The sequence below is a fragment of the Streptomyces sp. NPDC002817 genome, assembly GCF_053592055.1.
The window spans coordinates 126321-151492 of record NZ_JBSFUY010000022.1 but is presented as its reverse complement, the minus strand read 5'-3'; the positions used below and the strand labels follow the sequence as shown (position 1 = coordinate 151492).

Below are 25172 nucleotides of genomic sequence, written 5' to 3'. Positions count from 1 at the left end.
TTCGAGCGCAGGTGACATCGATGGAAAACTGGCGAGACCTTGCCGTATGCCGCCACGAGGACCCCGACCTCTTCTTCCCGATCGGGAACACCGGCCCGGCACTGGTGCAGACGGAACAGGCGAAGGCGATCTGCCATCGCTGTCCCGTGCGGGAACAGTGCCTGGAATGGGCCATGGACACCGGGCAGGCGATCGGTGTCTGGGGCGGAACGAGCGAGGCCGAACGACGCTCACTGCAACGGCGCAGGGCCAGGGCCGGGCGCGCCTCCGGCTAGTACCGGCACCCGGAGGGTGAAGACACTGCCCGCGCCGGGTTCGCTCGTCGCCCGAGCCGTGCCGCCGTGCGCGGCGACCAGGTGGCGGACGATCGGCAGACCGAGCCCGCTGCCGCCGGTACGGCGGCTGCGGGACTTCTCGGCCCGCCAGAACCTGTCGAAGACATGCGGGAGATCCTCGGCCGCGATCCCGCTGCCGGTGTCGGCGACTTCGAGGACGACATCGTCACCCTCGCACCGTGCCGCGAGGGTGACGGTCCCGTCCGCGGGCGTGTGCCGAAGAGCGTTGGAGACGAGGTTGCCGAGCGCCTGCCGCATCCGCACCGGGTCGGCGTCCAGCCACGGCGTGCCGTCCGTCTCGGTGCGCAGGGCGACGCCCGCCGTGTCCGCGGCCACCCGGTACGCGGCGGCGACCTGGCCGATCAGCTCGTCGGCGCGGACGGGCTCTCGGTGCAGCCGCAGCGTGTCGGCGTCGGCGGCGGCGAGGTCCTGGAGGTCGTCGATGACTCGCTGGAGGACGAGGGCCTCCTCGTGCAGGGACGCGAGCAGTTCCGGGTCCGGTGCCACGACCCCGTCCTTGGTGACCTCCAGCCAGCCGCGGATGTTGGTGAGCGGACTGCGCAGTTCGTGGGCGATGTCGCTGACCATGGCCTTGCGCTGCGCCTCCAGCCGTTCCCGGCGTTCGGTGAGGTCGTTGAAGGCCGCGGCGAGGATGCCGGTCTCGTCCCGCGTGGTCACGGGTACCCGCACATGCAGCTCCGGCGGCTGCTGGGCCGCCGCGGTCAGCGCGCGCAGCGGCCGGACGAGCCGTGTGGCGACGAGGGCGGTCACGGCGACGGTGACGGCGAGCACGAGTCCGGCGACACCGACGACCTTGGCCTTGTTGGCCGGTGACATGTCGAACCGCACGGCGGTCCGGTCCCCGCCGCCCAGGAACAGCTCGGCGGCCGGCGCGACATAGGGGTCGAGCTGGGCGCGGCGCGCGCTGTCGACGCAGTTCTGCGCGGTGCGGGCGGCCTCCGACTCTGGCGCCACGTCGGTCTTTCCCAACTGATAGCGGCCGCCCACGCCCCGGTCCGTGCCGTCGAGGGAGATGAACAGCGGCGCGACCAACTTCAGGTCCTGCCCGCCCAGGCAGCCGCGGGCATGTTCCATCAGGTCCGCGAGGGCCTTCTCCTCACCGGCGGTCGGGGTGTTGAGCTTCCCGTCGGCGCACTCGAGGGGCGTCTCGACGTCTTCGCTCAGGAACGGACGGCCGCTCGGCATCCTGACGATGCTGGTCTCGATGCCGTTGCGGGCGAAGCACTGTTGCCGCGCCACGGCCAGTTTTCCCAGCCTGGCCCGCTCCCCGGCCGTCAGCCGGTACGGCCCCACCACCCGCGGATCGATGCCGCTGCGCTGCGCCCCGCGCTCGGTGTAGGTGTCGGTGCGCAGGGGGTCGACGGTGGCCGCGGCACGCGGCGGCAGGGAGGTGCCGGGCGGCGCCGAGTCGACGAGGGTCCGGCGGTCCGTGGTGGTCAGGGCGATACGGCGGCCCGTCTTCTCGGACAGCGTGCGGACGAGCGATCCGACTCCCCGCCATTGCGGGTGCGTTGCCGCATACCCGCTCAGCCGGGCCAGGACGTCCATGTCCTCGGCGAGGACCTGGCCCTGTTCCTCCCGCAGCGCACGGGTGGTGGTCTCCACCGCCAGCCAGGCGGTCGCGGCCACCGAGCACACGGCGATGAGCACGGAGGTGATCAGCAGCCGCACCGAGAGGCGCTTGCGCAGGGGTATGCGACGGCTCATCCGCGACCGCCGCTGAGCTTGTAGCCGACGCCGAACACGGTCAGCAGCCGGACCGGCCTGCGCGGATCCGTCTCGGTCTTCCGCCGCAGGTTCATGATGTGGACGTCCACGGCCCGCTCGGTGGACGACCGGTCGATGCCACGGGTGCACTCCAGCAACTGCCGTCGGGAGAACACCCGCTCGGGTTCGGCGGCCATGGCGAGAAGGATCGCGAACTCGGCGGGCGTGCACTCCACTTCCTCGCCGTCGCACCGCACCTCGTGCCGTACGGGATCGACCTGCAACCCCGCGGCCCGTACGACACCCGCGGTACGCCCGCTGCGCCGCAGGACCGTGCGGATCCGGGCCATCAGCTCACGCGGGCTGTAGGGCTTGGTCATGTAGTCGTCGGCGCCCACGTCCAGGCCGAGCAGCACGTCGTCCTCGGCGGAGCGGGCGGTGAGCATGAGCACCGGGATGTCGTCCGCCCGCCGCAGCGCCCGGCACACGCCGAGGCCGTCGACCACGGGCAGCATCAGGTCCAGCACGACCAGGTCGGGTCTCAGCCGTCGCACCGCGTCGAGGGCGGCGCCGCCGTCGTGGACCACGGTGGCGGTGTGGCCCTCCGCCAGCAGGGAGCGGCGTATGAGTTCGGCCTGCATCTCGTCGTCCTCGGCAACCAGCACATGTGCGCACACCTGGCGGATCCTAAGCCGCTCAGCGGGCCAGGGAGTCGGCGTCGCCCATGACGACGACCGGACGGCGGGCCGGGTCCAGCGCCAGGAGGAGCTTCTTCATGTGCTCCTCGGTGAGGCTGACGCAGCCCTGGGTGGGCCCGTCGTGGTCGACGTGCAGCCATATCCCGCCGCCGCGGCCCGCGCCGAGCGGGCGGGTCCAGTCGAGGGGTGAAGTCCCGGGCTCGCGGTTGTAGTTGATCGCGATCACATAATCGAAGGAGCCCGCCAGGGGTTCGCCCTCGAAGCCGGTGCCGGTCGCGGTGAAGCCGGTGCCGTGGTCGTACGGCAGCCGGGTGCCGGGGTCGCGGAGCCGTCCGCCGGCGTCGGTGAGGCCGAAGACGCCGATGGGCGAGCGCAGGTCGCCGGCGCGGTGGTGGTCGCTCCAGCCGCGCAGCGCGTTGTGCGCGGGCCAACGGGCGCCGGCCTCCCACCCGTCGTCGGTACGCTCGTACAGGACGACGGTGGACCGCGGAGAGTTCTTGCCGCGTCCGGTGACGACGACGGCCTGGCGGGCGTCGTCCGACACCTTGGCCCACGTCTTCGGCCCCAGCCCGGGCAGTTGCCGCGGGGCGACCTCCAGGGAGATCGGCGGCGCGGGCCGGATCGACGTGGTGGCCGGCGGTCGCCGCTCGGGGGTCGCCACCGCCCCTCCCCCGCACCCGGTGAGCACGAGGGAGGCGGCCAACAGCGCGACATGCGGTCTGCGTGTGATCATGCGTCGACCCTCGCCGACACTTGTTTGGAACTCGTCAGGTTCTAGGGTGCGGCCGGCTTGCCCTGCTGGTACACCCACGTCCGGAACAGACCGTCCAGGTCCTTGCCGGACTCCCGCTCCGCCAGGCGCACGAGCTGGGCGGTGGTCCCGTGTCCGTCCCGGTGCTCGGCAGCCCAGGCCCGCAGGATCCGGAAGAACACCCGGTCCCCCACCGCCTTGCGGAGTTGGTGCAGGGCCATCGCGCCACGGGCGTAGACGGGCGTACCGAAGATGTTCGCACCGCTGCCCGGGTCACCGGGCGGGAACTCCCACAGCCCGTCGCTCGCCGGCCGGGCGTACAGCGCGTCGAAGGTCTTCTGCGCGCTGTCGCCGCCGTGCTGTTCGGCGTAGAGCCACTCGGCGTAGGTCGCGAAGCCCTCGTTGAGCCAGATGTCCTTCCACGAGGTCAGGGTCACGGAGTCGCCGAACCACTGGTGGGCGCTCTCGTGGACGAGGGTGCTCAGGTCGGGGGCCCGGTCGTAGACGGGCCGGGTCTGTGTCTCCAGCGCGTACCCGACGTTCGGGGCCCGGTCGACGATCGAGCCGGCGGCCTTGAACAGGTAGGGCCCGAAGAGCTTGCTCTCCCAGGCCAGGACGGACGGCAGCTTTTTCAGGACGGGTGCGGCGGCGTCGGCCTCGCGCGGGTCGACGGCGTTGTAGACCTGGATGCCGTCGCGAGTCGTGTACCGCTCCACCTTGAACTTCCCGACCGTCGCCGTGGCCAGATAGGCGGCCATGGGCTCGGACTGGCGCCAGCGGAACGTGGTCCGCCCGTGGGCGGTCGCCTGCCCCAGGTACACGCCGTTGGCGACGGCGGTGCGCCCCTCGGGAACGGTGATCGTGAAGTCGTACGACGACTTGTCCTTGGGATGGTTGTTCGCGGGGAACCAGGTCATCGCGCCCTGCGGCTCCCCCGCGACGAAGGCTCCGTCGTCCGTGGGGATCCAGCCGTCGAGCGAGCCGTCCGGGTCGGTGACCGGAGCCGGCTTGCCGCTGTAGGTGACGGTGACGCGGAACCACTGCCCCTTGTGCAGGGTCTTGCCCGGGGTGACCACGAGTTCCTGGCCGTCGCGACGGAAGTCCGCCTTGTCACGGCCGACGGTCAGGCTCGTGACCTTCAGCCCGTTCAGATCGAGGTCGAAGCGGCTGAGCCTCTGGGTGGCCCGCGCGTAGAGGACGGCCTTGCCGTCGAGGTGGCGGCTGTCCGGGTCGTAGCGGAGGGTCAGGTCGTAGTGGCCGACGTGGTAGCCGCCGTTGCCGGCCAGCGGGAAGTACGGGTCTCCGGCGCCGGACGAGCCGGCCGACGGGGGTGCGGCCGCCCCGAGCAGCGCCACCAGGGCGACGGGGACGGTTCCGAGGACGACGGTGCGTCTGACGGCCTGAGGCACGTGCGCTCCTGCGGTTTGGGGAGGTGGCAGACGGCTTCACACTAAAGGTGATCTCGGGGGAACTCACCCTTGAGCCGGTCAAGATGTGCCGCTCCCCGAAGTACGCTCCCGGCACGTCAGCACCCCCGTGGAAGGGCCCCGCCATGAGCGTTCGTGTGCGCCGCGTCTACGAGTCGCCCGAGCCGGAGGACGGCGTACGCGTCCTGGTCGACCGGCTGTGGCCGCGCGGCCTGTCCAAGGACGCCGCGCGGGTGGACGAGTGGCCCAAGGCCATGACCCCGTCGACCGAGCTGCGCCGCTGGTACCACGCGGGTGAGGGGTCCTACGAAGAGTTCGCCGGGCGTTACGAGGCGGAGCTGGCCGCACCCGAGGCGGCTGAGCTCCTGGACCACGTGCGCACGCTGGCCCGCAAGGGGCCCCTCACGCTGCTGACGGCCGCGAAGGCTCCCGAGGAGAGCCACGCGGCCGTACTCGCACGCCTGCTGGACTGAGCGACTCTCAGCCGGTGCGCCTCACGCGGTCTGCTGCGCCGCCGCCCGGCCGGCCGCCCGCCCGGAGAACAGGCAGCCGCCGAGGAAGGTGCCCTCCAGCGCGTTGTAGCCGTGCACACCGCCGCCGCCGAAGCCGGCCACCTCACCCGCCGCGTACAGTCCGCCGATCGGGTTGCCGTCGGCGCCCAGGGCGCGGGAGTCCAGGTCGGTCTGGATGCCGCCGAGGGTCTTGCGGGTCAGGACGTGCAGCTTGACGCCGATCAGCGGGCCGGCGGCCGCGTCGAGGATGCGGTGCGGGGTGGCGACCCGGCCGAGCTTGTCGCCGATGTAGCGGCGGGCGTTGCGGATGCCCTGTACCTGGGCGTCCTTGCTGTACGGGTTGGCGATCTGGAGGTCGCGGGCCTCGATCTGGCGGCGCACCGTGGCCGCGTCGAGGAGCGGCTTGTCCGTCAGGGCGTTCATCTTCTCGACGAGCTGCTCCAGGTCCGGTGCGGTCACGAAGTCCGCCCCGTTGCGCAGGAACGCGTCGACCGGCCCCGGGGCGCCCTTGCCCAGCACCCGCTCCTTGAGGAACCCGATCCGGTCCTTGGCGGTGATGTCGGGGTTCTGCTCGGAGCCCGACAGCGCGAACTCCTTCTCGATGATCTTCTGGGTGAGGATGAACCACGAGTGGTCGTAGCCGGCGATGTCCTCGGTGGTGCGCAGGTACTTCAGGGTGCCGAGGGTGTCGTAACCGGGCAGACACGGGTCGGGCAGCCGGCGGCCCAGGGCGTCGAACCACAGGGAGGACGGCCCGGGCAGGATGCGGATGCCGTGGCCCGGCCAGATCGGGTCCCAGTTCTGCACGCCCTCGGTGTAGTGCCACATGCGGTCGCGGTTGACCAGGCGTACGCCCGCCTCCGCACTGATGTCGAGCATGCGCCCGTCGACGTACGCCGGGACGCCGGTGACCATCTCGGTGGGCGGCGTACCGAGGCGTTCGGGCCAGTAGCGCCGGACGATGTCGTGGTCGGCGCCGATGCCGCCGGTGGTGACGACGACGGCCTGGGCGGTGAGTTCGAAGTCGCCGACACGGTCGCGGTTGGACTTCACGCCCCGTGCCGAGTTGTCCTCGGCGAGGACGGTGCCGCGCACGCCGCGCGCCTGTCCGTCCTCGACGACGAGTCCGTCGACCTGGTGGCGGTAGTAGAAGGTGAGCAGCCCGTCGCGGGCGGCCTGCTTGGCGTAGTTGACGAACGGCTCCACGACGCCCGTGCCGGTGCCCCACGAGACGTGGAAGCGCGGCACGGAGTTGCCGTGCCCGTGTGCGCGCAGGTCACCGCGCTCGGCCCAGCCGACGGTCGGCAGGAACTTGATGCCGTGCCCCTCCAGCCAGGACCGCTTCTCCCCCGCCGCGAACTCGACGTAGGCGCGCGCCCAGCGCACCGCCCAGGAGTCCTCGTCGTCCTCGCGGTCGAACTGGGCGCTGCCCTGCCAGTCGTTCCAGGCCAGGTCGAAGGAGTCCTTGATACCGAGGCGCCGCTGCTCCGGGGAGTCGACGAGGAACAGCCCGCCGAAGGACCAGAAGGCCTGACCACCGAGGTTGGCGGCGTTCTCCTGGTCGACCAGCGCGACCCTGCGGCCCCGGCTGGTCAGTTCATGCGCCGCGACCAGGCCCGCGAGCCCCGCTCCGACGACAATGACGTCGGCATCCATGGCGACCGTCCCTTCCTCATACGGTGGTGTCGCTGCCGTCGGTCAGCAGCGCGGTGAGCAGTTGCCCGAGCCAGGCCCGGGCCCGATCGAGGTCCCGGTCCAGCAGCAGTTGGGTGGTGACCCCGTCGTACGCGGCGACGACGGCGTGGGCGGCCCCGTCGAGGTCGCCGAGGACGGCGGGCAGCGCGGTGTGGCCCTGCGCCCGGGCCAGCCGTTCGGCGATCGCCCGGCGCAGCCGCTCCCGGTGCTCCAGCAGGGTCTGCGCGACGGCAGGTTCCCGGGCGGCGTACACCAGGAAGTCCGTCTTCACCAGGAGCCAGTCCCGGTCCAGGAGCAGCACCTCGGTGACGCGGTCGACGGCGGCGGGCACGTCGAGGTCGGGTCCGTCGAGGGCCAGCGCGCCGGAGACCTGGTCGGCGATCAGGTCGGCCCGCTGCTGGTAGAGGGCGAAGAAGAGCTCGTCCAGGCTGTCGAAGTTCGAGTAGAAGGCGCCGCGGCTGTAGCCGGCGGCCTCGCAGACCTCCTCGATGGAGACCCGCCCGAAGCCCTTGGCGGCGAAGACCGAGAACGCGGCGTCCAGGAGGTTGGCGCGCGTGCGGACCCGGCGCTTGGTCACGCGCTTGGTCACGCGCTTGGTCGTGCCCTCCAGTGCCATGTCCGGTCCTCCGTTCGATACGGGAATGTATCCGATACAACGATGTATCGAAAGAGTCGGGTTTCGGGACACCGCCACGCGATGGGAACAGATTTTCGAATAAGGAGTACGCTGGATCCATGACCACGCACCTCCAGGCCTCGCTCTTCGACCAGACCGACGAGCTCCGCCTCGACCGCCTCGACGGGATCCGGCGGACCGCGCTCGGACACGGTGCCTGGATCGACGTGCTCCCTGGTTGGCTCGGCGGCTCCGACGCGCTGTTCGAACAGCTCGCCTCCGAGGTTCCGTGGCGGGCCGAACGCCGGACGATGTACGACCACGTCGTCGACGTACCGCGGCTGCTGGCGTTCTACGGCGTGGACGACGTACTGCCGCACCCGGTGCTGGCCCAGGCCCGCGAGGCGCTCACCGCGCACTACGCCGAGGAGCTGGGCGAGCCGTTCACCACGGCCGGGCTCTGCTTCTACCGCGACGGCCGGGACAGTGTCGCCTGGCACGGCGACCGGATCGGCCGGGGCGCCCGCGAGGACACCATGGTCGCCATCCTCTCCGTCGGCGCGCCCCGCGATCTGCTGCTGCGTCCGATGCGCGGCGGCGACACCGTGCGCCGCCCGCTGGGCCACGGCGACCTGATCGTGATGGGCGGCTCCTGCCAGCGGACCTGGGAGCACTCCGTACCGAAGACCACGCGCGCCTCGGGACCGCGCATCAGCGTCCAGTTCCGGCCGCACGGCGTGCACTGAGGCAGAGAGGCGGCTGCTTCGGAAGCACGCACGGGGCTGCCTCCGGCGGACGGCGCCGGAGGCAGCCCTTCCGCCGGGCGAGGGCCCGTCCCGCCGCACGCGCGTGACGCGTTTCCCGTTCTGGATGCGACCGGACCCGCCGGCTCCGGTCCCCGCTCGATCTGCTTTGCTGTGCCTGTCGAGCAGGCACCTCACCCCTCGGGACGATCATGCAGACGGACGTGCAGCAAGTCGCCGACGGCACCTACCTGGTGCACGGGAGCAACACCAACTGGGTGATCCTCACCGACGGGGACGCCGTCACCCTGGTCGACACCGGCTACCCCGGGGACCGCGAGCAGGTGCTCGCCTCCCTTGCGCAGGTGGGCAGTTCACCGGAGGCGGTCGCGGCGGTGCTGATCACGCACGCCCACAACGACCATCTGGGCTCGGCCGAGTACCTGCGCGCCGCGTACGGCACGCCCGTGTACCTCCATGACGCCGAAGTACCGCACGCCCGCCGGGAGTTCCTGCACCAGGTGACCGTCGGTGACGTGGTGAGGAACGGCTGGCGGCCGGGTGTCCTGCCGTGGGCACTGCACGCGATCCGCTCCGGAGGCAAGGCACACGTCCCGGTCACCGATCCGGAGGCGTTCCCCTCCAAGGGCGCGCTCGACCTGCCGGGCCGACCGGTCCCCGTGCACACCCCGGGCCACACCGACGGACACGCCGCCTTCCACCTTCCGGACTCCGGCGTACTGATCTCCGGTGACGCCCTGGTGAGCGGCCACCCGACCTCGCGGGTCAAGGGCCCTCAGCTGCTGCCGGACATGTTCCACCACGAGCGCGCCCGTGCCGTGGCCTCGCTGGACCTCCTCGCCGCCCTGGAGGGCGACCTCCTGCTCCCGGGCCATGGTCCGGCGCACCGCGGTCCGGTCCGTGAAGCGGCACTTCAGGCCAGGGAGCGCGCCCTCTAAGGTGAGGTGACGATCACCCGCGAGGCGAGGACGAACGGCCCATGGCACTGCAGATCAGCGCGACGAACCCGGAGCACCCCGTGCTCCTGCTGGAGCTGCCGTGGGACGTGCCCCTGGAGGAGTGGCCGGAAGAGGTCCTGGTCCCGCTGCCGCGCGGCATATCCCGGCACGTCGTGCGCTACGCCCGCGCCGGCGACGAGGTGATCGCCGTCAAGGAGCTCGCCGAGCGGCCCGCCCTCAACGAGTACGACATGCTCCGCGACCTCGACCGGCTCGCCATCCCCTCCGTGGATCCGCTGGCCGTGGTCACAGGACGCACCGACCAGGACGGCAACCCGCTGGAGTCCGTCCTGGTCACCCGCCATCTGGGCGGCTCGATGCCGTACCGGTCGATGTTCGAGACGACGATGCGGCCGGCGACCATGCACCGCCTCATGGACGCCCTGGCCGTCCTGCTCGTACGACTGCACCTGGCCGGGTTCGCGTGGGGCGACTGTTCTCTGTCCAACACCCTCTTCCGCCGGGACGCGGGCGCCTACGCCGCCTATCTCGTCGACGCCGAGACCGGCGAACTGCAGCCCCGGCTCAGCAACGGCCAGCGCGAGTACGACCTCGACCTCGCCCGGGTGAACATCAGCGGCGAGCTCCTCGACCTGGAGGCCTCCGGGGCGCTGCACCCCTCCGTCGACCCGATCGAGTTCGGCATGGAGATCTGCGCGCGCTACCGCGGCCTGTGGGAGGAGCTGACCCGCACGTCCGTCTATCCGGCGGGCAAGTACCACTACATCGAGCGCCGGATCCGCCGTCTCAACGAGCTCGGTTTCGACGTGGCCGAGATGCAGATCGAGCACGCCGCCAACGGTGACACGGTCACCTTCGTGCCCAAGGTCGTGGACGCCGGCCACCACCAGCGCCAGCTGCTGCGGCTGACGGGCCTGGACACCGAGGAGAACCAGGCCCGGCGGCTGCTGAACGACCTGGAGAGCTGGATGGCCACCCAGGACGACTACGCCCCGGGCGACCCCCTCGGCGCCCGCCCCGAGGTCCTCGCCCACCGCTGGGTGCGGGACGTCTTCCGCCCGACCGTGCGCGCGGTGCCGCTCGAACAGCGCGGGTCGATGGACCCGGCCGAGATCTACCACGAGCTGCTCGAACACCGCTGGTACCTGTCGGAGCGGGCGCAGCACGACATCGGCCTGGACACGGCGGTCAAGGACTACATCGAGAAGGTCCTGCCCAAGGCACGGGAGACGCTCCAGCCCACCGTCGAGGACTGAGTCAGACGGGCGGGACGACCGCCACCGGGCACTCCGCGTGATGCAGCACGCCATGGGCGACGGAGCCGATCCGGGCGCCCACGGCGGTGCGGTGGGCGCGCCGGCCGACGACCATCAGCTGGGCCCGCCCCGTCACCGACAGCAGCACCTGTCCCGCACTGCCCATCTCGACGTGCTCCACCACCGGGACGTCGGGGAACTGGTCCCGCAAGGGCTCCAGCGCGGCCCCCAGCGCCTGCTTCTCACGCGGCTCCAGACCCCCGGCCTCGTCGAGCAGCTTCAGCGAGCCGGGGCTGTAGGCGAACACCGGCGGCAGGGTCCAGGCCCGTACGACACGCACGGTCGCCCCGCGCGACGCGGCGGTCTCGAACGCGAACCGCAGGGCGGCGGCGCTGTCCTCCGGCTCACCCTGCTGGCCTACGACGACCTCGCGGCCTGCGGCCTCCGCGGAGGGCTGGTCCCCGGCGCGTACGAGCACGACGGGCCGCGTGGTCCCGGCGATCACCTGCTGTCCGACGGAGCCGAGCAGGAACCCGACGACCGGCCCGTGGCCGCGCGAGCCGAGCACCAGCATCTCGGCGTCCGCCGCCGCTTCGACCAGCGTCTCGACGGTGCCGCCCTCCAGGACGTCGGTGGTCACGGTGAGTCCCGGGTACCGCCCGGTGACGGCCCGGGTCGCCTCGGACACCGTCTCCCGCACCCACCCGGCCTGTGTGTCCGGGGTGGCCACCTCGACGGCGTCGTACGCCTCGAACCGCCAGGCCTGCACCACCCGCAACGCCAGGTCGCGGCGGACCGCCTCCCGGGCCGCCCAGTCCAGTGCGGCCAGGCTCTCCTCGGATCCGTCCACCGCTGCGGTGATCGGGCGCGTCATAGGGTTGTCTCCCTGCGTCGTCGTCACGTCGTCCATCAGGCCGAGTCTTCACTACGCTGCCGCCATGAGCCTGGAATGGGAACAAGTGAACGTGGATGCTCGCGACGCGGAGACCCTGGGCCGCTGGTGGGCCGAGGCACTCGGCTGGGTGGTCGTGAACGAGGCCCCCGAGGAGTACGAGATCCGCCCGGAGAAGGACCGCCTGCCCGGCCTGCTCTTCAGCCCGGTCCCGGAGGGCAAGACCGTCAAGAACCGCCTCCACCTCGACTTCCGCCCCGACGACCAGACCGCCGAGGTCACCCGCCTCCTGGCACTCGGTGCCCGGCACGCGGACGTCGGGCAGGGCGAGCAGTCCTGGGTGGTGCTCGAGGACCCCGAGGGCAACGAGTTCTGCGTACTCCGCGGCCACGGACCGCGAACCTGAGCGAAGCGGGACTTTCGAACATACGATGGGCCGCAGTCGCAGCCGAACCCTCGGGGTGGGAGACGTATGGCACAGGCCGCCGAATCAGCGCGGACCGTCATCCTGACCGTGGACGACGACCCGGGGGTCTCCCGTGCCGTCGCCCGGGACCTGCGGCGGCGCTACGGCGAGTCGTACCGGATCGTGCGCGCGGAGTCCGGTGAGTCCGCGCTGGAGGCGCTGCGCGAGCTGAAGCTGCGCGGGGACCTGGTGGCGGTGATCCTGGCCGACTACCGGATGCCACAGATGAACGGCATCGAGTTCCTGGAGCAAGCCCTCGACGTGTATCCGGGCGCGCGCCGGGTCCTGCTGACGGCGTACGCGGACACCAACGCGGCGATCGACGCGATCAACGTCGTGGATCTGGACCACTATCTGCTCAAGCCGTGGGACCCGCCGGAGGAGAAGCTCTACCCGGTCCTGGACGACCTTCTGGAGGCCTGGCGGTGCAGCGAGTACCGTCCCGTGCCCGCCACCAAGGTCGTCGGGCACCGCTGGTCGGCGCGCTCCTCGGACGTGCGGGAGTTCCTGGCCCGCAACCAGGTGCCGTACCGCTGGTACTCGACCGAGGAGCCCGAGGGGCAGCGGCTGCTGGCCGCCGCGGGCCAGGACGGACAGCGGCTGCCGGTGGTCATCACCCCGGACGGCACTCCCCTGGTCGAGCCCGAGGCACCCGATCTGGCCGCGCACGTGGGTCTGGCCACGACGCCCACCGCGGACTTCTACGACCTCGTCGTCATCGGCGGCGGCCCGGCCGGGCTCGGGGCCGCGGTGTACGGCGCCTCGGAGGGGCTGCGGACCGTCCTCGTGGAGCGGTCCGCGACCGGCGGGCAGGCGGGGCAGAGCTCACGCATCGAGAACTACCTGGGCTTCCCCGACGGTGTGTCGGGTGCCCAGCTCACCGAACGGGCCCGGCGGCAGGCGGCCAAGTTCGGCGCCGAGATCCTCACCGCCCGTGAAGTGGCCGGCCTGGAGGTGAACGGGGCGGCCCGGACCGTGCGGTTCTCGGACGGCTCGGCGGTCGCCGCGCACAGCGTGATCCTGGCGACCGGTGTGTCGTACCGGCAGTTGGAGGCGCCGGGCTGCACCGACCTGACCGGATGCGGGGTGTACTACGGCTCGGCGCTGACCGAGGCGTCCTCCTGCCAGGGACAGGACATCTACATCGTGGGCGGCGCCAACTCCGCGGGGCAGGCGGCGATGTACCTGTCCCGGGGCGCCAAGTCGGTGACCCTGCTGGTGCGCGGCGCCGATCTGTCGGCGTCGATGTCGCACTACCTGATCCAGCAGATCGGCGAGGCCCCGAACATCTCGGTACGCGCGCGTACCGTCGTCGAGTCCGCCCATGGCTCCGGCCATCTGGAGCAGCTCACCCTGCGCGATGTGGACACCGGGGAGACCGAACTCGTCGACGCGCAGTGGATGTTCGTGTTCATCGGCGCGGCCCCGCTGACCGGCTGGCTGGACGGCACGGTGCTGCGCGACGACCACGGCTTCATCCTGGCCGGGCCCGACCTGACCGCCGACGGACGGCCGCCGGCGGACTGGGAGCTGGACCGGCCGCCGTACCACCTGGAGACCAACGTCCCCGGCGTGTTCGTGGCGGGAGACGCCCGCGCCGAGTCCGCCAAGCGGGTCGCGTCCGCCGTCGGAGAGGGAGCCATGGCCGTGATGCTCGTCCACCGGTATCTGGAGCAGTCATGAGCGGGCAGCTCGTGCCGTGCAGCCCCGCGGAGATCGGGGCGCTGTTCCTGTTCGAGAAGCTGTCCCCCGAACAGCTGGGGCAGTTGTGCAGTTCCGGTCGGGTGGAGAAGTTCGAACCCGGGCCCGTCTACACCGAGGGCGAGCCCGCCACCTGCTTCTACGTGATGATCGAGGGCACGGTCGTACTGTCCCGCCGGGTCGGCGGCGACGACGTGGAGGTCACGCGGACCTCGCAGCGCGGGGTGTACGCGGGGTCCATGCAGGCCTACCTCGGGGACCGGGTGAGCCAGGTCTACAAGAACTCCATGCGGGTCACGGAGCCGACCCGGTTCTTCGTGCTGCCCGGTGAGAAGTTCTCGGAGTTCATGCAGGAGTGGTTCCCGATGGCGGTCCACTTGCTGGAGGGGCTGTTCTTCGGCTCGCAGAGCACCCAGCGGGCCATCGGCCAGCGCGAACGACTCCTCGCGCTCGGCTCGTTGTCCGCCGGTCTCACCCACGAGCTCAACAACCCGGCGGCCGCCGCCGTACGGGCCACCGCGACCCTGCGGGAGCGCGTGGGCAAGATGCGGCACAAGCTCGCCGTCATCGCCCAGGGGAACTACGCGCCCGAGGTCATGGCGAACCTCATCGACATCCAGGACCGCACCGCCGAACGCGTCGCCAAGGCACCGACGTTGAGCCCGCTGGAGGCCTCGGACCGCGAGGACGCGGTCACCGACTGGCTGGACGACCACGACATCCAGAACGGCTGGCGGCTCGCCCCCACCTTCGTACAGGCCGGCCTCGACGTGGACTGGCTGGACCAGGTCGCCGCGGCCGTGGACGAGGAACTCCTGCCCAACGCGATCGGCTGGCTCAACTACACCGTCGAGACCGAGCTGTTGATGGACGAGATCAACGACTCCACCAACCGCATCTCCCACCTCGTGGACGCCGCCAAGCAGTACTCGCAGCTCGACCGGGCGCCGTTCCAGAACGCCGATGTGCACGAACTCCTGGACAGCACCCTGCTGATGCTGTCCGGCAAGATCGGACAGCGGATCAAGGTCGTCAAGGAGTACGACCGGACGCTCCCGAAGATCCCCGCGTACCCCGCGGAACTCAACCAGGTGTGGACCAACGTGATCGACAACGCGGTCGCCGCGATCAACAGTGCGGGCGGGGAAGGCACCTTGACCGTGCGGACGGCGCTCGATCATGAGCGGCTGCTGGTGGAGTTCCGGGACACGGGGCCGGGGGTGCCGAAGGAGATCCGCAGCCGGATCTTCGATCCGTTCTTCACCACGAAGCCGGTGGGCGAGGGAACGGGGCTCGGTCTCGACATCTCGTGGCGGATCGTGGTGAACAAGCATCACGGGACGCTTCAGGTGGAGTCCCGGCCGGGGGACACGCGGTTCCAGGTGCTGCTTCCGCTCACCGCCGCGGAGAGTGACACGAGCGAGGAGTTGGAATGACCGAGATCCAGGGACTCGACGCCCACGTGCCGCCGAGCGGGAACGGGTGCGTCGAGTGCGATGCCGCGGGTGGGTGGTGGTTCCATCTGCGGCGGTGTGCGCAGTGCGGGCACGTGGGGTGCTGCGACTCCTCGCCCGCGAAGCACGCCACGGCGCATTTCCAGGAGACCGGGCATCCGTTGGTGCAGAGCTTCGAGCCGGGTGAGGAGTGGTACTGGAACTTCTCGACCAAGGAGATGTTCGAGTCCGGGCCCTCGCTCGCGGCACCGGACAGTCATCCGGTGGATCAGCCGGCGCCGGGTCCCGAGGGACGGGTTCCGGCGGATTGGGCGAAGACGTTGCGGGGCTAATTGGCTCGGGGGCTTCTGTGCTTTGGTGACAGGATGTGTTTGTGCCTCCGACCTCCTTTTCTTCTCCACTCATCGGCCGTGCCGACGAACTCGCACGGCTCGACGGTGTGCTGTCGCGTGCCCGCGGTGGTGAAGCGCGCGCCGTGCTGATCGCCGGGGACGCCGGAGTCGGCAAGACCCGGCTCCTCGGCGAAGCCGCCGAGCGGGCCGCTCGTGCCGGGATGACCGTGCTCACCGGGCACTGTGTGGACCTCGGTGACGTCGGACTGCCGTATCTGCCGTTCACCGAGATCCTCGGGATCCTCGCCTCCGACGAGCGGTTCGCTCCCGTGCTCTCGGGGCATCCGGTGGCCGGGCGGCTGCTGGGGGGCGAGGGCGACGGCGGACGGTTGCAGCTGTTCGAGGGCATGGCGGGGCTGCTGGCCGATCTGGCCGATGTCGCACCGCTGTTGCTCGTGCTGGAGGATCTCCACTGGGCCGACCAGTCCTCGCGGGACCTGCTGAGGTTCCTGCTCAGCCGGGGCATCCTGCAGCGGTCGGCGGGCGGGGCACCCACGCATCGGCTGGCGGTCCTCGCGTCGTACCGGGCCGACGATCTGCATCGGCGTCATCCGCTGCGGCCGTTGCTCGCCGAGCTCGTACGGCTGCCCGCTGTGGAGCGGCTGGAGCTGCGGCCGCTGGGTGACGCCGAGGTGACACGGCTCGTGCAGGCGCTCCAGGACCGGCCGTTGCCCGACGCCACGGTCCGGGGCATCGTGGCGCGGGCCGAGGGCAACGCCTTCTACGCCGAGGAACTGGTCGCGGCCACGGACACCGACATGGGCGGAGTGCCGAGCGGGCTGGCCGACGTGCTGCTCATCCGCTTCGAGCAGCTCTCGGAGACCGCCCAGCAGGTGCTGCGTACCGCCGCCGTCGCCGGGCGCCGTGTCGAGCACGCGCTGCTGCGGGACGCCGTCCGGCTTCCCGAGGACGAGTTGGAGTCGGCGCTGCGGGAGGCCGTCGGGCGGCAGCTCCTGGTGCCCGGGGACGGGGACACGTACTCCTTCCGGCACGCACTGGCCCGGGAGGCCGTCTACGCCGATCTGCTCCCGGGTGAACGGGCCCGGCTGCACGGCGCGTTCGCCCGCCTGCTGGCCGGCCACGGGCACCGGGCCGAGTCCGCCGCCGAACGTGCCCACCACTACCGCGAGAGCCATGACCTGGCCGAGGCGCTGGCCGCCTCACTGGAGGCCGCGGACCACGCCCAGCGGGTCGGCGCACCCGCCGAGGAGCTGCGGCACCTCGAGGCGGCCCTGGACCTGTGGTCGGCGGTGGAACCGGCCGCCCGCCCCTCCGACGAGCGGGTCACCCTCACTCTGCGCGCCTCCGCGGCGGCCGCGCACGCCGGTGAACTGCACCGCGCGGTCTCCCTCACCCGGGCCGCGCTGGCCGGCACCGACCAGGACGCCGACTCCGAACTCGCCGCCCGGGTCCGCTACACGCTCGCCGGGAACCTGATCGACGTCGACAACCTCACCGCGGCGTTCCAGTACAGCAGCGAGGCGCTCGCCCTCATCCCGGCCGATCCGCCGTCGCGGACCTGGGTGTGGGCAGCCGCCACCCATGTCATGGCCGCCCGCCAGATCGGCGAGATGGAGACCGCGCTCCGGGTCGCCCGTGAGGCCCTGCGCGTCGCCGAGCAACTGGACGCGAAGGACGCCCGGGCGGACCTGATCATCTCCCTCGCCGCCCTCGAAAGCGGCGGCCGCGGCACCCCGGAGGGGCGCGAACGCATCAGCGAGGCCAGGGAGCTGGCCCACGCCGCGGGCAACGCGCCGGTGGAGATGCGCGCGCTGTTCAACCTCGCCATCGGCTCCTACGAGTCCGGCGACCTCGAGGAGTCCCTCCCCTGGCTGGCCGAGGGCCTCGACCGGGCCCGCCGGGCCGGGCTGCTGTCCTCCGCCTACCCCCGGGCGATGCGCCATCTCCAGCTCGTGGTGCTCTACACCCTGGGCCGCTGGGACGAGTGCCTGCGCGCGGCGTCCGGCAGCGCCGAACTGCCCCCGCTCAGTGGGTACGCGGCCGGGCCCGCGCTCTATGTCGCCCTCGCGCGCGGTGACTTCACGGTCGCCGACCGGGCCCGTGCCCTGCTCCAGGGGCCCTTCGACTGGATGGCCACGCTCGTCGCGGGCATCGCGCTGACCGAGGCGGCGGCGCTGCGCGGTGACGCCGAAGCCGCGGTGGAGCAGCTGCGGTCGACGGTCAAGGCCCTCGTCGACGAGTCGGGCAGGCGTCCGGACGTCACGGTCCGGCTCGCCGCCCGCGCGCTGTCCGCGGTCGCCGACACGGCCGCCGGGCTGCGCCTCACCGGCGACGAGGCGGGCGCGGAACGGTGGAAGGCCACGGCGGACGAACTGGTGGAGCTGGCCCGGCGCACGGCCGCGCGCGGGGAGGACGGCACTCCGCAGGGGCCGGAGGGACAGGCGTGGCTGGCGCGCGCCGAGGCGGAGTGGGCCCGGGCGGTGACCGGACCGGACGTGGTGTCCTGGGAGAAGACGGTCGCCGCGTTCGACTTCGGTGACACCTACGAGCGTGCGCGCTGCCAACTCCGTTACGCCGAGGCCCTGTTGGTGACCGAGCGGCGCGAGGAGGCGGCCGTCGAGGCCGGTGCGGCGCGGGAGACGGCCGTACGGCTGGGAGCCACACTCCTGCTGGAGGAGGCGGACACGCTGATACGCCGGGGCCGGCTGTCGGCGGCACCGAAGAACCCGGACGGCCCCTCGCCGCTGACCGCCCGCGAGCAGGACGTGCTGAAGCTCCTCGCCCTGGGCCGCAGCAACCGGCAGATCGGCGAGGAGCTGTTCATCAGCGGCAAGACGGCGAGCGTGCACGTCTCGAACATCCTGGCCAAGCTGGGCGCCGCGAGCCGTACCGAGGCGGTGGCCGTCGCCTATCGGGAAGGTCTGATCGCCCCGGGGTGATCAACGGTCCGCGCAGTCGAGGCTCGGCAGGTCGACGGCGTCCGCCATGGCCTGCATCCCCTTGTCGTTGGGGTGGATGTGGTCCCCGCCGTCCAGGGCGGGGAGCATCCGCTCCTGGTCGTAGGGGCTGCGCAGGATCCGGTCGAAGTCGGTGACCGCGTCGAACTCGCCGCTGTACCGGATGAACGCGTTGACCTCCTGGCGTACGGCCTCGGCGGCAGGGTCCCACTCCGACCAGCCTTTGAAGGGCGCGACGGTGGCGCCGACCACGCACGTGCCGGCCGCGTGCGCCCGGTCGAGGATCTCCCGGTAGCCGCCGATCAGGTCCTGGGCGGTGACGCCGGTGTGGGCCTTGATGTCGTTGACGCCCTCGAAGAGGAACACGGTCCGCACGCCGGGCTGGGAGAGCACGTCCCGGTCGAGCCGGTTCAGGGCGCTCTGCCCGGCGCCGTCCGCCAGCACCTTGTTGCCCGAGATCCCCTCGTTGGCCACGCCCTTGACCGTGTTCCGCGACTTCTGGAGCCGACGGGCCAGGTAGTCGGGCCAGCGGCGGTTGACGTCGGTCGTGGACTGCCAGCCGTCGGTGATGGAGTCGCCGAGAGCGACCACGGCACCGGCGTCGGCGCGCACCGACACCGCGTCCAGGTAGAACCAGGACCCGATGGTCTCGGTCCAGTGCGCGCCGCCCTCCTCGGCGGTGTGGTCGCCCTGGGTGGCGTACGACGTCTGCATGGCCATCCAGTGGCCGGTGAGCGGGCCCGCCGCGTCCGGCGAGTGGACGCTGACGACCAGGTCGGTCCCGGCGGGCAGCTTGCCCGGCAGCGGGTCGCTGTACGCCGTGGCGCCGGGCGGGACGGTGACGGACGTCGAGCCGTCGAAGGTGAGCCGGCGGTTGGTGCGGTGGACGAGTTCGGGACCCTCCTTCCGGATGCCCGCGTAGACGCTGTCGAAGGTCACCGGCCGGTCGCCGAAGGCGTTGGAGAGCCGGATGCGCGGGTCACGGCCGGCGACGCTGGTGTGCACGACCATGCGGTAGCCGCGGTCGGCGACCGCCTCACCGATGCGGTCGGCGCTCGCGCCCCAGGTGACGACGCCGTCGGGCGGGCTCTGGGCGGCGGCCCGCGCCGGCACGGCCTGAAGGACGGCCGCCATGAGCGTGACGACCAGCAGCCGGCCGACCCGGGCGGGGCGGCCCGTCACCGGTCGAGGTCCTTGAGCGTCACGGACGCACCGGGCTTCAGTGTCACGGTCCGGGAGGTTCCGGCGTACGCGACCGTCGTGGTGCGGCCGCCGATGCTGCGGATGCGTGCCTCGGTGGGTTTCCCATCCCTCCACCGTAGATCGACGACGAAACCGCCGCGCGCACCGGCCCCGGTGAGGGAGCCGGAGGCGGCCCACGCGTCCGGGAGGGCCGGGAGGAGTTCGAGGTGGCCCGGGCGCGAGTACAGCAGCATCTCGATCATCGCGGCCGGGGTGCCGAAGTTGCCGTCGATCTGGAAGATGCCCCGGCCCCGTTCCACCTCGTAGATGTCGAAGAGGTTGAAGGCGGTGCCGTTGCTGCCGTCGGTCGAGGGACGGAGGTTGTTGACGACCAGCTGGTAGGCGTTGTCCGCGTTCTTGAGCCGGGCCCAGCACAGGCTCCGCCAGGCGTTCGCCCAGCCGAAGCTCTCCATGCCGCGCGCGGTGAGCAGGGCGGTGGCGCCTTCCACGAGGGCGGCGGGGGTGGAGCCGTCGGGTCGGATGCGGTCACCGGGGAAGAGGCCGACGAGCGGGGAGAGGTGCCGGTGGGTGGTCTCGCCGAGGTTGTCGGGGGACATCCACTCCTCCAGCCAGCCCGTGGTGGGGCTGACCTGCGGCAGATACAGCCGCTTGCGGAGGCCGGCGATCCTGTCGGCGAAGCCGGTGTCCTTCTTCAACTCCGCCGCCGCGGCGCAGTAGTTGCCGAAGAGATCCCGGACGAGCTCCTGGGCGTAGGTGATGCCCTTGGCGTCGAGCGGCCCGTGCTCGGGCGACCAGTCGCTGTCCGCGATGAGCACCTCCTGGGAGGTGCCCGGGAGGGTGAGGGTGAGCAGTCGGGCCTCCCAGAACTCGCAGGCGCCCTTGAGCAGCGGGTAGATCTTCTCCAGATGCGTGCGGCGCCCGGTGAACTCGTAGTGCTCCCAGAGGGAGTTGCACAACCAGGCGTTGCCCGCCGGATGCCACCACCAGCCCATCCCGCCGTGGATGTTGGTGGAGATGGCGACGGTCCAGCCGGCGATCTTTCCGGTCGAGTTGCGGTAGCGGTTGCGCGGGTCGTTGAAGAGGGTCCGGGTCAGTTCGGTCCAGGACGGGAGTTGGTCGACGCAGTAGGCGGTGAAGGCGTCGAAGCACTCGGACAGTCCGGCCCGGTCGGCCATCCAGTAGTTCATCTGGAGGTTGATGTCGGTGTGGTAGTCGCCCATCCAGTCCGGGTCGTTGCCGTCCAGCCACAGCCCCTGGAGGTTGAGGGGCAGACTGCCGCGTGAGCCCGCGATCATCAGGTACCGGCCGAACTGCAGGTACTGGGCCTCCAGTTCGGGGTCGGGCACGCCGTCCCGGGCGCGCGCCCGGATCCGCTCCCAGGTGTCGAGGGAGCGCTGCTCCTCGGATGACGTGCCGAGGGAGACGTCGAGCTGCCCGAACAGGGCACGGTGGTCGGCGACATGGGTGCGCAGCAGGGTGTCCGCCGTATGGCGGGCGGCGGACCGGACCTTGGTGCGGGCCAGCTTCTCGGGGTGGAGGGAGGGGTCCCGGTAGTGGTCGGCGGCATCGGGCGCGTAGTTGGTGCCGCCGCTGAGCACCACGGTGAGGTCCTTGCAGCGAGCGAAGGAGACGCCCGAGCCGCCGGCGGTGACCGTGCCACCGGTGGCGTACGCCGTCACGGCGGCCCCGTAGCGCAGCCCGTTCGCGAAGGCCGCCCCGAACGACACCGAGCTCCCCTCTCCGTGCGTCCCCTCCAGCGACACCGTGCCGGAGTACCGGCCGCCTCCGCTCTGGGAGAAGTGCAGGACGATCACGTCGTCGGGCCGGCTGGCGAAGATCTGCCGCCGGTACGTCACTCCGGAGCGGACGTACGACGTGGTGATCACGCCTCGGTCGAGGTCCAGGGTGCGGCGGTAGCCGGAGACGGCGGACAGGTCGTGGTCGGGGATGTCGACGGCGAGCCGGGCGAGCAGGGTGAAGGAGCCGAAGTCCGCCCGGCCGTACGGGAACTGGCCGTCCGCGTCGAGCGTGTCGTTGAGGCCGCCGGTCCACATCGTCGCGTCGGTGACGAGAAGGAGTTCGCGGCCGGGGTCGTTGCTCGCGAGGGCGCCGAGACGGCCGTTGCCGATGGGCAGGCCCTGTTCGATCATCGAGTGCTCGTCGGCGGGGGCCTGCCACCAGAGCTCGTCGTGTGCGGTCGTGTCGTACGAGGCGTCGGGCCGCTGCGGTGCGGCCGAGGCGGTGAAGGCGGGGAGCGTGGCGAGGGCTCCGGTCGCGGTGGCGAGGGCGAGGAGGTTGCGTCTGGACGGTTCGGGGGTCATTGCGGCTCCTGGAGGGTCGTTCAGGACGACTTCGGTACGTCGATCCGGTCGATGTCCGGTGCGTAGCCCGTGCCGCTGTCGAAGGTGATCGTGTTGGAGCCGGCCTTGAGCGTCACGGGCACGTACACGCTGGACACGGTCCCCCAGTCGCCGGTGGCGGGGAGCTTGTGGCGGGTGGCGCCGCCACCGTTCGCCGAGACGTCCACCGAGCGGGCGTCGCCGCTGATGTACGAGACCTTGATCTGGTAGGTGCCCGCCCGGGCGACGACGACGTCGTTGAAGGTCAGCTTGGAGCCGAGGTACAAGTTGCCGACCTTCTTTCCGTCGGAGCAGGCGGAGCAGTCGGCGACGGAGGCGTTGCCGCCGAGGGTGTTCGTGGTGGACTCGGCCTCGATGCCCGTCCAGGTGAGCCGGTCTCCGCGCGGGGTGACCGTGAACAGTCGCGAGCCGTGGGCGGGCAGGGCCTGGGTGATCCGGTTCTTGTAGGTGCCGAGGTTCTCGTGGTTCCAGAGATCGCGGACCGTCGCCTTTCCGGTGAAGCCGAGGGTCGTCCAGTCGGCGGTCACGGCGGCGGGGGCGTCGGCGAGGTTGAACAGGGCGACGGTGTAGGTGCCGTCGGGGTTCTTCGCGGCCCACACCTGCTGGGGGTCGGACGGAGTGACCGGGTGCGCGGGCGGGGCGGCGCCCTGGTTGAGGACGATGACCTCGCGGTTGGTCAGCAGGGACAGGCCGTAGGAGTCGAGGCGGGTGAGGTCGTCGCCGGTGTAGAGGGGGGACTTGGCGATGGCCCACAGGGTGGCGTAGCTCTGCCGTTCCGCCTTGGTGAGACCGTCCATCTCGCCGTTGCCGACGTCGAGGGAGTCGAGGTCGTTCCAGCCGCCGGGTCCGGCGTGCCGGGTCCAGGCGGGGGTGTCGTCCCAGCGGTCGTCGACGGAGTTCTCCCAGCTGACGAGGGTGTTGCAGTAGCACTCGACGTCGGTGTCGACGCGCCAGCCCTGGGAGTACTTCTTCCAGTCCTCGGCGTGGCCGATGTCGAGGGACCAGGAGAGTTCGAAGTGGATCGGGCGGCCGGTGGCGGCGATCGCCTTGTTCCACGCGGCCACGTCGGCAACGTTGTCGTACTGGTCGCCGCTCTTGCCGGAGCCGGGGCCCACGCCGTCGAGTTTGAGGAAGTCGTAGCCCCAGTCGGCGATCAACCGGGCCTGGGAGTCGATGTACTTCGCGGTGCAGGGGCGGGAGAAATCGAGTTTGTAGGAGCTGTCCCAGCCGTTGGTGGTGCGCAGGTCGCCGTAGACGATGTCAGCGGTGGTGCAGCCGTCGGCGTTCCAGATCGGCGTCCTGCCCTCGCCGTAGGCGCCCTTCTCCAGGCCGGCCGGCAGGTAGATGCCGGCCTTGAGGCCCTTGGCGTGGATGCGGTCGGCGACGGCCTTCATACCGCTGGGGAAGCGGACCGGGTCGGCCTTCTGGCGCCCGTACCGGTCGAACCCGGACTTCCAGGTCCTGTCCATCCACCAGCCGGCGTCGATGTTGACGTACTCGTAGCCGAACTTCTTGAGCTTGGCGGCCATCGCGTCGCTCTGCTTGAGGACGTTGGCCTCGGTGAGGTAGCTGTAGTCGCCGTCCGGGTTGAGGCCCGGGTACTTGGACGACTGCATGCTCCAGCTGGACCAGCCCATGTAGGGCTTGGCGGCGAGGGCGGGAGCGGCGGTCTCGGCGCCGGCCGTCGGTGCGACGGTGACGGCACCGGCGGCGAGGGCCAGGACCACCAGGGCTCTGAGGGTGCGTGCGGGCATGACGGAGTACGAGGATGACCGCATGGGCCGTACCTCCTGGGTCGTGGCGGTTATGTGTCGGCTCGGACGAAGGACTGGATCGCGGTGGCCGCGGCCCCGCGGGCCCACTCCTCGAAGGGCAGTGGGCGGGTCCGGACATCGCACTGTGCGGCGGAACCGAAAGCTGCCGCGACGAACGCGTCGCGGATCTGTTCGGCGAACAGGTCGTAGGCGGCGAGCCCCTCGCCGGAGATGATCACGCGTTCGGGACCGAGGAGGTTGGCGACGGTGGCGATGCCGCGGCCGATCGCCTCGCCGGCCCGTGCGTACACCTCGCGGGCTCCGGCGACACCGCGGCGGGCCAGGGTCAACGCCTCGGCCGCGTCGGCGATTTCGACGCCGGTGATCTCCTGGATCCGGCGGACGATCGCGGCCTCTCCCGCGATCGCCTCCACGCAACCGCGGTTGCCGCAGTGGCACAGGGGGCCGTTCGGGTCGACGGTCACATGGCCGATCTCGCCGGCCACGCCGTGGGCCCCGGCGACCACCCGGCCGTGCACGACGAGGCCGCAGCCGATGCCCGCGCCGACGGTCACCACGGCGAAGTCGGACAGGCCCGCGCCGGCGCCGAACCACTGCTCGGCGACGGTCAGGGCGCGCACGTCGTTGTCGACGGTGACCGGCAATCCGGTGGTCAGGGCGGCGAGTTCGGCGAGGGGTACGTCGCGCCAGTCGAGGAACGGCGAGTAGCGGACGGTGCCTTCGGTCCGGTCCACGTCTCCGGAGACGGCGACGCCGAGGCCCAGGACCGGTACGTCGTCCGCCTCGGTCAGCAGGTCCTGGACCAGGTCCGCTATGGACGCCAGCACCGCCTTGGCCGCGCGGTCGGGCAGCGGCACACGGCGGGCGACGCGGATGCGGCAGCACAGGTCGGTGAGGACGCCGATGATCTCGTCGCCGGTCACCTTGACGCCGATGAACAGGGCGCGTCCGCCGTCGACCCGGACCAGGTTCGCCGGCCGCCCGAGTGCGGGGCGGGCCTCGTCGTCCGCACCCTCCACCAGGTAGCCGGCCTCGATGAGGGGCCGGACGGCCTTGGTGACGGCGGCCGCGGACAGGCCCACCCGACGGGCCACCTCCAGTCGGGCGAGCGGGCCTTGGGACAGCACGGTGGTGAACACCTGCGAGGCGGCGGGGGTGTTCACGGGGAACGTCTCGGCGCGGGAGATCGGGCGCATGGCCGGGAACTTAGAGGGCTTCTTTTCCGTCGTCAATAAAAGAAGCAGGATTCGTCTGTGACCCGACTGTCAGT

Annotated in this window: 21 protein-coding genes; 10 read left to right on the top strand and 11 right to left on the bottom strand. The window is 71.4% G+C overall.

The window, feature by feature from the left end; translation table 11 throughout:
• Nucleotides 1-20: 20 nt before the first annotated feature.
• On the top strand, nucleotides 21-275 hold the full coding sequence (locus ACWD3I_RS33110; protein ID WP_365395752.1) for a WhiB family transcriptional regulator: 255 nt from the start codon (nucleotides 21-23) through the stop codon (nucleotides 273-275).
• Here ACWD3I_RS33110 and ACWD3I_RS33105 read toward each other — a convergent pair.
• The 4 genes from ACWD3I_RS33105 to ACWD3I_RS33090 are packed head-to-tail and all read right to left on the bottom strand — an operon-like array spanning nucleotide 231 to nucleotide 4921.
• Complete coding sequence (locus tag ACWD3I_RS33105; protein WP_365395754.1) at nucleotides 231-2063, bottom strand: sensor histidine kinase; 1833 nt, start codon at nucleotides 2061-2063, stop codon at nucleotides 231-233. The genes ACWD3I_RS33110 and ACWD3I_RS33105 overlap by 45 nt on opposite strands.
• The gene (locus tag ACWD3I_RS33100; RefSeq protein ID WP_365395757.1) at nucleotides 2060-2740 is read right to left on the bottom strand and encodes a response regulator transcription factor; all 681 of its coding nucleotides are present in this window, start codon (nucleotides 2738-2740) and stop codon (nucleotides 2060-2062) included. Before ACWD3I_RS33100 ends, ACWD3I_RS33105 begins: the two co-directional genes overlap by 4 nt.
• A 19-nt stretch (nucleotides 2741-2759) precedes the next feature.
• Nucleotides 2760-3494: a L,D-transpeptidase family protein gene (locus ACWD3I_RS33095; RefSeq protein WP_365395760.1), complete on the bottom strand. Its 735-nt coding sequence runs from the start codon at nucleotides 3492-3494 to the stop codon at nucleotides 2760-2762.
• A gap of 41 nt (nucleotides 3495-3535) precedes the next feature.
• The gene (locus ACWD3I_RS33090) at nucleotides 3536-4921 is read right to left on the bottom strand and encodes a M1 family metallopeptidase (protein ID WP_365395763.1); all 1386 of its coding nucleotides are present in this window, start codon (nucleotides 4919-4921) and stop codon (nucleotides 3536-3538) included.
• A gap of 143 nt (nucleotides 4922-5064) precedes the next feature.
• Between ACWD3I_RS33090 and ACWD3I_RS33085 the strand changes: the two genes are divergently transcribed.
• Complete coding sequence (locus ACWD3I_RS33085; protein WP_365395766.1) at nucleotides 5065-5412, top strand: DUF488 domain-containing protein; 348 nt, start codon at nucleotides 5065-5067, stop codon at nucleotides 5410-5412.
• Between the two features lie 21 nt (nucleotides 5413-5433).
• On the opposite strand, the gene ACWD3I_RS33080 is transcribed toward ACWD3I_RS33085, so the two are convergent.
• A complete protein-coding gene (locus tag ACWD3I_RS33080) occupies nucleotides 5434-7107 on the bottom strand; it encodes an FAD-binding dehydrogenase (protein WP_365395769.1) in 1674 nt (557 codons plus the stop codon).
• A 16-nt stretch (nucleotides 7108-7123) separates the two neighbouring features.
• Nucleotides 7124-7762: a TetR/AcrR family transcriptional regulator gene (locus ACWD3I_RS33075; protein ID WP_365395772.1), complete on the bottom strand. Its 639-nt coding sequence runs from the start codon at nucleotides 7760-7762 to the stop codon at nucleotides 7124-7126.
• Nucleotides 7763-7881: 119 nt separating this feature from the next.
• Here ACWD3I_RS33075 and ACWD3I_RS33070 point away from each other — a divergent pair, with 119 nt between their 5' ends.
• The 3 genes from ACWD3I_RS33070 (at nucleotide 7882) to ACWD3I_RS33060 (ending at nucleotide 10741) form a co-directional block, all read left to right on the top strand.
• Nucleotides 7882-8508: an alpha-ketoglutarate-dependent dioxygenase AlkB gene (locus ACWD3I_RS33070; protein WP_365395775.1), complete on the top strand. Its 627-nt coding sequence runs from the start codon at nucleotides 7882-7884 to the stop codon at nucleotides 8506-8508.
• 209 nt (nucleotides 8509-8717) lie between these two features.
• Nucleotides 8718-9464, top strand: a complete 747-nt coding sequence (locus tag ACWD3I_RS33065; RefSeq protein ID WP_365395778.1) for an MBL fold metallo-hydrolase — start codon at nucleotides 8718-8720, stop codon at nucleotides 9462-9464.
• Between the two features lie 41 nt (nucleotides 9465-9505).
• Entirely contained in the window at nucleotides 9506-10741 is a 1236-nt protein-coding gene (locus ACWD3I_RS33060) for a DUF4032 domain-containing protein (protein WP_365395780.1), read from the top strand.
• A gap of 1 nt (nucleotide 10742) precedes the next feature.
• Here ACWD3I_RS33060 and ACWD3I_RS33055 read toward each other — a convergent pair whose 3' ends face one another.
• Nucleotides 10743-11615, bottom strand: coding sequence for a universal stress protein (locus ACWD3I_RS33055; protein WP_365395783.1), 873 nt, complete (start codon nucleotides 11613-11615; stop codon nucleotides 10743-10745).
• Between the two features lie 64 nt (nucleotides 11616-11679).
• On the opposite strand from ACWD3I_RS33055, the gene ACWD3I_RS33050 reads away from it, so the two are divergent.
• The 5 genes from ACWD3I_RS33050 to ACWD3I_RS33030 all read left to right on the top strand — a co-directional run bounded on the left by ACWD3I_RS33050 (nucleotide 11680) and on the right by ACWD3I_RS33030 (nucleotide 18546).
• A complete protein-coding gene (locus tag ACWD3I_RS33050) occupies nucleotides 11680-12039 on the top strand; it encodes a VOC family protein (protein ID WP_365395786.1) in 360 nt (119 codons plus the stop codon).
• Nucleotides 12040-12105: 66 nt separating this feature from the next.
• The gene (locus tag ACWD3I_RS33045) at nucleotides 12106-13782 is read left to right on the top strand and encodes an FAD-dependent oxidoreductase (RefSeq protein WP_365395789.1); all 1677 of its coding nucleotides are present in this window, start codon (nucleotides 12106-12108) and stop codon (nucleotides 13780-13782) included.
• Entirely contained in the window at nucleotides 13779-15236 is a 1458-nt protein-coding gene (locus ACWD3I_RS33040) for an ATP-binding protein (protein WP_365395791.1), read from the top strand. Before ACWD3I_RS33045 ends, ACWD3I_RS33040 begins: the two co-directional genes overlap by 4 nt.
• On the top strand, nucleotides 15233-15586 hold the full coding sequence (locus ACWD3I_RS33035; RefSeq protein WP_365395794.1) for a UBP-type zinc finger domain-containing protein: 354 nt from the start codon (nucleotides 15233-15235) through the stop codon (nucleotides 15584-15586). The genes ACWD3I_RS33040 and ACWD3I_RS33035 overlap by 4 nt, the downstream gene beginning before the upstream one ends.
• A gap of 41 nt (nucleotides 15587-15627) precedes the next feature.
• Nucleotides 15628-18546: a helix-turn-helix transcriptional regulator gene (locus tag ACWD3I_RS33030; RefSeq protein ID WP_365395797.1), complete on the top strand. Its 2919-nt coding sequence runs from the start codon at nucleotides 15628-15630 to the stop codon at nucleotides 18544-18546.
• Here the strand turns inward: ACWD3I_RS33030 and ACWD3I_RS33025 are convergent, their stop codons facing one another.
• From ACWD3I_RS33025 to ACWD3I_RS33010, 4 genes are read right to left on the bottom strand one after another with little or no spacing between them, the layout of a single operon-like run.
• On the bottom strand, nucleotides 18547-19746 hold the full coding sequence (locus ACWD3I_RS33025) for an SGNH/GDSL hydrolase family protein (protein ID WP_365395800.1): 1200 nt from the start codon (nucleotides 19744-19746) through the stop codon (nucleotides 18547-18549).
• Nucleotides 19743-22088, bottom strand: coding sequence for a glycosyl hydrolase family 95 catalytic domain-containing protein (locus ACWD3I_RS33020; RefSeq protein WP_365395803.1), 2346 nt, complete (start codon nucleotides 22086-22088; stop codon nucleotides 19743-19745). Before ACWD3I_RS33020 ends, ACWD3I_RS33025 begins: the two co-directional genes overlap by 4 nt.
• A 20-nt stretch (nucleotides 22089-22108) precedes the next feature.
• Nucleotides 22109-23905, bottom strand: coding sequence for an alpha-galactosidase D (locus tag ACWD3I_RS33015; RefSeq protein WP_365395806.1), 1797 nt, complete (start codon nucleotides 23903-23905; stop codon nucleotides 22109-22111).
• Nucleotides 23906-23931: 26 nt separating this feature from the next.
• Nucleotides 23932-25098 (bottom strand): ROK family transcriptional regulator, encoded by a 1167-nt coding sequence (locus ACWD3I_RS33010; protein WP_365395809.1) that lies wholly within the window; start codon nucleotides 25096-25098, stop codon nucleotides 23932-23934.
• Nucleotides 25099-25172 lie beyond the last annotated feature (74 nt).

Excerpts from the sequence above, each read along its gene's own strand:
- ACWD3I_RS33110 (WP_365395752.1), top strand. The coding sequence starts at position 21 with ATGGAAAACTGGCGAGACCTTGCCGTATGCCGCCACGAGGACCCCGAC.
- ACWD3I_RS33105 (WP_365395754.1), bottom strand. The coding sequence starts at position 2,063 with ATGAGCCGTCGCATACCCCTGCGCAAGCGCCTCTCGGTGCGGCTGCTG.
- ACWD3I_RS33095 (WP_365395760.1), bottom strand. The coding sequence starts at position 3,494 with ATGATCACACGCAGACCGCATGTCGCGCTGTTGGCCGCCTCCCTCGTG.
- ACWD3I_RS33085 (WP_365395766.1), top strand. The coding sequence starts at position 5,065 with ATGAGCGTTCGTGTGCGCCGCGTCTACGAGTCGCCCGAGCCGGAGGAC.
- ACWD3I_RS33080 (WP_365395769.1), bottom strand. The coding sequence starts at position 7,107 with ATGGATGCCGACGTCATTGTCGTCGGAGCGGGGCTCGCGGGCCTGGTC.
- ACWD3I_RS33075 (WP_365395772.1), bottom strand. The coding sequence starts at position 7,762 with ATGGCACTGGAGGGCACGACCAAGCGCGTGACCAAGCGCGTGACCAAG.
- ACWD3I_RS33070 (WP_365395775.1), top strand. The coding sequence starts at position 7,882 with ATGACCACGCACCTCCAGGCCTCGCTCTTCGACCAGACCGACGAGCTC.
- ACWD3I_RS33065 (WP_365395778.1), top strand. The coding sequence starts at position 8,718 with ATGCAGACGGACGTGCAGCAAGTCGCCGACGGCACCTACCTGGTGCAC.
- ACWD3I_RS33060 (WP_365395780.1), top strand. The coding sequence starts at position 9,506 with ATGGCACTGCAGATCAGCGCGACGAACCCGGAGCACCCCGTGCTCCTG.
- ACWD3I_RS33055 (WP_365395783.1), bottom strand. The coding sequence starts at position 11,615 with ATGACGCGCCCGATCACCGCAGCGGTGGACGGATCCGAGGAGAGCCTG.
- ACWD3I_RS33050 (WP_365395786.1), top strand. The coding sequence starts at position 11,680 with ATGAGCCTGGAATGGGAACAAGTGAACGTGGATGCTCGCGACGCGGAG.
- ACWD3I_RS33045 (WP_365395789.1), top strand. The coding sequence starts at position 12,106 with ATGGCACAGGCCGCCGAATCAGCGCGGACCGTCATCCTGACCGTGGAC.
- ACWD3I_RS33040 (WP_365395791.1), top strand. The coding sequence starts at position 13,779 with ATGAGCGGGCAGCTCGTGCCGTGCAGCCCCGCGGAGATCGGGGCGCTG.
- ACWD3I_RS33035 (WP_365395794.1), top strand. The coding sequence starts at position 15,233 with ATGACCGAGATCCAGGGACTCGACGCCCACGTGCCGCCGAGCGGGAAC.
- ACWD3I_RS33020 (WP_365395803.1), bottom strand. The coding sequence starts at position 22,088 with ATGACCCCCGAACCGTCCAGACGCAACCTCCTCGCCCTCGCCACCGCG.
- ACWD3I_RS33015 (WP_365395806.1), bottom strand. The coding sequence starts at position 23,905 with ATGCGGTCATCCTCGTACTCCGTCATGCCCGCACGCACCCTCAGAGCC.
- ACWD3I_RS33010 (WP_365395809.1), bottom strand. The coding sequence starts at position 25,098 with ATGCGCCCGATCTCCCGCGCCGAGACGTTCCCCGTGAACACCCCCGCC.